The sequence below is a fragment of the Bacillus cereus group sp. BfR-BA-01524 genome (assembly GCF_022662595.1).
Taxonomy (GTDB): domain Bacteria; phylum Bacillota; class Bacilli; order Bacillales; family Bacillaceae_G; genus Bacillus_A; species Bacillus_A thuringiensis_S.
Map to the genome: position 1 here is coordinate 1 of NZ_JAKUDW010000174.1, position 5,002 is coordinate 5,002.

Here is a 5,002-nt window from a genome sequence, read left to right on the forward strand (position 1 = left end):
GGCCCCAGAAGGGCGGTTTTTGCCCGCTGGGGTTATCTTTGGGAGTTTGAGGGTGTAGAGGCTCGTGGTCAAGTGAATCGTGGAATAAAAAGTGTAGGACGGGACCCCCAGAAAAGGGCAAAAACCGAGGAGAACTAGCATGATAAAACATTTTTACACCTTAGAATCACGTTATTATAAAGAAATTTGGTAGTCTTTAATTAGTCTTTAACTTAACCTCAAACTTAAGGGAGATGTATAGATGAACATTGGTAGACAAATACAATATTTTCGTAAACGGGATAATATGTCCCAAGAGAAGTTGGCAGAAAAAATTCATGTTTCCAGGCAATCTATTTCGAACTGGGAAAATGAAAGAAACTATCCAGATATTCATAATTTACTAATGATGAGTATTCTTTTTAATGTCTCCCTGGACGATTTAGTTAAAGGAGATGTAAAGATTATGAAAGAAGAGCTTCAAAAATCAAATTTCTTTAAGTGGAGTTACATCATGTTAGCATCAATGATTATACTTCCTATTTCTATTGCACCTGTATTTTACTTTTTTGGTTATTATGGTCTTATAATACCTTTTGTACTTACGATTTTGCTTATGTTTTCATCACTGAAAGTTGAAAATATAAAAAAAGAGCATAATTTAAAAACTTATCGTCAAATAGTTGATTTTATAGAGGGAAAACCTATAAGTGAAGTAAAGCCTAATATAAAAGATAAATTATTAAAAATAGGTTTGATGCTTGCAAGTGCTTTAATTAGTTATAGTTTGATTTATTTAGGATTGAGTGTATTCGGAAGATAACTTAGAAAACTATTAAAAGTCCTCCAGATTGTTTAACTGGAGGACTTTTGTGTTTATATAATTTTTGTTATTAGGGTAGTGTCAGGAAAATGAGGATTTACAACGTTAAGCAACTTATAAAAAAAACGATTCCTCTCCAAACAGTAGGAATCGTTTTTTTTAATTAAGCCTATTAAGCAATTAGACTCGTTTGTGGAATCTTTTATCTACTTTTTGTTTCACTGTTTTTACTCCCTTGCGGAAAAAGAAGAGAAATAAGGTACAAGATGGCAGCTGTTGCAACAGCTGACCAACTAATGGATATCCAATCAATTCCATTATGTTTGATCATACTAGCAATTACAATCCCGATAAGAATACCTAAACTGGTTAAAAGGTATGATTTCCAATTTAAATCTGTCGATCCTTTACTATCTTGAATTATTTTTTCTTTCAACTCTCCATCACTCCTTAATAATTCATCGATTGTGATCCCGAATAAATCACTTAAATCGATAATCACTCCAATACTGGGATAGTTTTTACCTGTTTCCCATTTAGAAACTGATTGACGGCTAACATGTATTTTTGTAGCAAGGTACTCCTGTGACCAACCTTTCTTTTCTCTTTCTTTTTTTAATTTATCTCCAAAAAACATATTGTTTATCGCCCTTTCTTATTTCAGTATTATTGAAGTGGATGGCTAAAGTAAAGATAGTTATAGGCGCATAAAGGTGCAACCTTTTGTTGCACTTTTATGCGCCGCTAAATGGCTCGTTTGTTTAATTGTATTATCTATCTATAACAAATTTTACCATAAAAAGAACTGTTTTTTATTTGCGTCTCAATTCTTATTTTGTATATCTTATTCATAGATAGTTAACATAACGTCCTATTATCGGTAGCAAATCTTTTCATAGAATCCTTGTAGCTACAGGGATTCTTCTTTTTTTGTCTTGTTATCTTTTATACAGGATTTTATACATCGTTGATAGGGCGGGAATCAGTGGCATCCCCTTTACTCTTTTTTTGCATAAAATCTTGTATATAGAAAAAAAGATTTTGATGTGGGTATCGAGAAGTAATGAGTATTCAATTTTAAAATTGGGTCTGTAATAGGAATTATACAAATTACCTATGTAAAGATTATGGAAATTAATAGTTTGAAACAAGTGATACGTGAATTATTAGGAAAAAGGGTATATCATTGCTATAGCGAATATATTTTTTGAGGTGAAACGCTATGAAGACGCTATATAGTCCTAGTGATGTGGCAGAGCAATTAGGCATCCAATCTAGCACATTACGTAAGTATGCTGATGTGCTGGAAAAAGAGGGTTATACTTTCATCAAAAATGAACGTGGGCATAGGAAGTATAGAGAAAGTGATGTAATGGTGTTTCGTAAGGTTATAAACCTAAAGAGCGACACAGACATGACATTAGAAAATGCTACAAAGCAAATAGTATCATGGCATCAAGGTGTTGAAGTGTTGCCATTGGAGCGACATGAAGTTGAGCGCTATGAAGAACCTGATTTCAACGCTACACCGCTACAGGTGATGATTCAAGAACAAAAAGAAGTCATTGAAAAGCAAAATGAATTACTCCAGGAATTAACTAAACGATTAACCGAGCAAGATCAGCGATTTGCACAAAGAGAATCAAAATTATTAAGCGCTATACAATCGATACAGGATTCCCAAAAACTTATAGCGATGAATTCTAGGGAAGACATAAGAAAGAACCAGGGCCGTGATGAAATGCTCATGCAAACGATTAGAGAAGTTCAGGAAGTTAAGAAATTGATTGCGGCAAGCAAGAGTAAGAAATGGTATGAATTTTGGAAGTGAAATTTAGGGTCTGGAATACCTATGTAGGGAAAGTAGTTTTATGATGAGGTGTATTCTTCATTTAAATTTATTGAAGTTGGCCTCAGAAGGGCGGTTTTTGCTCTCTGGGGTTATTAGGATAAAACGAAGTAATTTTTATGGCATACATAGAATAAGGGAATGCATTATAGATCAGTCTATAAGTATTCCCTTATTCTATGTATTATTAATTTTTAAATGAATTAATTTAAAATTACAAATAAATTGTGGAAAGAGTGTATTATAATAACAGCCCATAAAGAATTTGTTTTTTTGTAAATGTATCCTAAGAATAAACTTAATAAAAGAATATATATATGGTTGTGTAAAATTAGAAATTCTTCATTATTGAGCCATGTTGGGTAATGAATAATTAAAAAAAGAATGGCTGTAATTATATTGGACTTAAAAAAATTATAACGCTTTTGTAGTTCATTTAAAATTAATCCTCTATATACTATTTCTTCAGTAAATCCTGCTATAAATATGGAATTTATATATTGATTAAAATTTGAAGGTATATAAAAGGATGTCTTTTCTATTAAATAAGTTTTCACAAAAAAATTTATTCCAAGTAATAATGTAATGATTATTCCGTATGTAAATCCTTTTTTTATATTTGTATTTAATTTGATGTAACTGTTAAATTCTTCTTTTAAGCAAAATTTAATGTAAATCCAAGCTGGTATAATCCATATTAATATCTTAATAAAAGCATTAAAAAAGGTTGAAAAATCGTTGCTAAATGATTCTATATATCCGGTCCAATCTTCTTTTAGGAACCATACAGAATAGAAGAATATAATATATAAAATAAAATTAATCTTATTATTTTTATAGATATTTAAATTTCTTTTCATAATTTTTTATGGCCTTTCTTTGTATGAAAGAGAATTATAATTTAATGAAATAAGAGAGTGTTGAAATAGATAATTATGTAAACATTCTCTTATTTCATTTGTTATAAGTGATTTTATATTTTTTCAGATGGTTTTTGATTAATATAGCAATTATCATCACAGGTTCCACTTGGAACTATTTTTCTTTTATTTGCTATAATATCGTATGTTTTTTGACCTAATCCAATGCTATTAGCTAGATACATTAATAGTAATAAAGGCCATAATATAGGAATACGCTTTGTTATTTGTATAAACGAATGGATACCTTCAAATAATTTATCTTCATTAATTTTTTTACTATGAATACGTTTTTCTAACTTGGTGATATCTAATTTATATTTTGTTAAAATTTCTTCGTCTCTAAAAGAATAAAACTTTAACATACCAAAAATATCCATTTTTGATAGGTTATTTACGCTTTTTTTACAGAATGGGCACCATCCATCATAAAATACTATTATTTTTTGATGATTTAATGTTTTAGTTTCTCCTGTTTTTAAAAGAGCTGTTTTAATTCTTTGTGAAGTCTTATTTTTTATATGTTTATATTTGTGATAAAAGGTTTTATATTCTTGATCTGTTAAAACAATAAATTCTAATACTATTAAAGTTAATGAGAATGTAATTAAACCCATTCCATATGCTATTCCTATGTGGAAACCTACAATACATAATACAATGAAATATTTTGTGTATTTATTAAACAATAAGAATGGAAATGCGATTTTAATAATAATAGCTAAGTAGGTGAAAATTACAATTAGATACGTATTATTACTAATAAGTGGTGTTAAGATTCCTCTTGAAAATTGATCAACTTGCATAATGTAATAAATGGCTGTTCCATTGTGCCACATTTCTCCTATTATTTGATATAATCCCGAGACTAAATATAGAATAGATATTTGTATAATAGTTGCTATGCAGGCTATGTTATGGAATATATTTGTTATTTTTGTTTTTAAGGAATTGCTTCGTTGATTTGTTTTTTTTGAATCAATGGAAAAGTATCTACTCATGTCTGCAAATAAAAGATAAAAAAGACATACTCTTAAAATATTATCTCCACCGTCGGAAATCATTGGATTTCTTTCTAATAATGAAAAATAAAATATGAAATTTATAATTGAAACTAATCTTGTTTTATAACCAATTATAAATAGAACACTCAATAATATGCCGATATGATAAATGATATTAAAATATATATCTGAATTTGATAATGAATATAGGTTTGTTGAACCAGTCATTTCGTTACTTATAATACCTTGGTTTCCCCATAAATAATATCTTTGACTGTAATGTATTAAATACATATATAACATAAGAAATCCAATACTAATTCTAGCTAAACTAGTGCCGATTAAAAAATGATCTTTTGATAACCAATTGGTAATTTTAGATAAACAGTTCATTATAAGTTTTTCTCTCCTTTTTATAAAGGTGGTA

Annotated in this window: 5 protein-coding genes; 2 read left to right on the forward strand and 3 right to left on the reverse strand. The window is 28.9% G+C overall.

Annotated elements, in window-relative coordinates:
• Positions 1-241 precede the first annotated feature (241 nt).
• On the forward strand, positions 242-802 hold the full coding sequence (locus tag MR170_RS29595; protein WP_242310459.1) for a helix-turn-helix domain-containing protein: 561 nt from the start codon (positions 242-244) through the stop codon (positions 800-802).
• Positions 803-1,004: 202 nt separating this feature from the next.
• Here MR170_RS29595 and MR170_RS29600 read toward each other — a convergent pair whose 3' ends face one another.
• On the reverse strand, positions 1,005-1,439 hold the full coding sequence (locus tag MR170_RS29600; protein ID WP_242310460.1) for a helix-turn-helix domain-containing protein: 435 nt from the start codon (positions 1,437-1,439) through the stop codon (positions 1,005-1,007).
• 585 nt (positions 1,440-2,024) lie between these two features.
• Here MR170_RS29600 and MR170_RS29605 point away from each other — a divergent pair.
• Positions 2,025-2,633: a DUF3967 domain-containing protein gene (locus tag MR170_RS29605; protein ID WP_242310461.1), complete on the forward strand. Its 609-nt coding sequence runs from the start codon at positions 2,025-2,027 to the stop codon at positions 2,631-2,633.
• A 221-nt stretch (positions 2,634-2,854) separates the two neighbouring features.
• Here the strand turns inward: MR170_RS29605 and MR170_RS32850 are convergent, their stop codons facing one another.
• The gene (locus tag MR170_RS32850; protein WP_416335416.1) at positions 2,855-3,511 is read right to left on the reverse strand and encodes a CPBP family intramembrane glutamic endopeptidase; all 657 of its coding nucleotides are present in this window, start codon (positions 3,509-3,511) and stop codon (positions 2,855-2,857) included.
• Between the two features lie 113 nt (positions 3,512-3,624).
• A partial coding sequence (locus tag MR170_RS29610; protein ID WP_242310462.1) for a DCC1-like thiol-disulfide oxidoreductase family protein occupies positions 3,625-5,002 on the reverse strand: 1,378 nt, incomplete at its 5' end.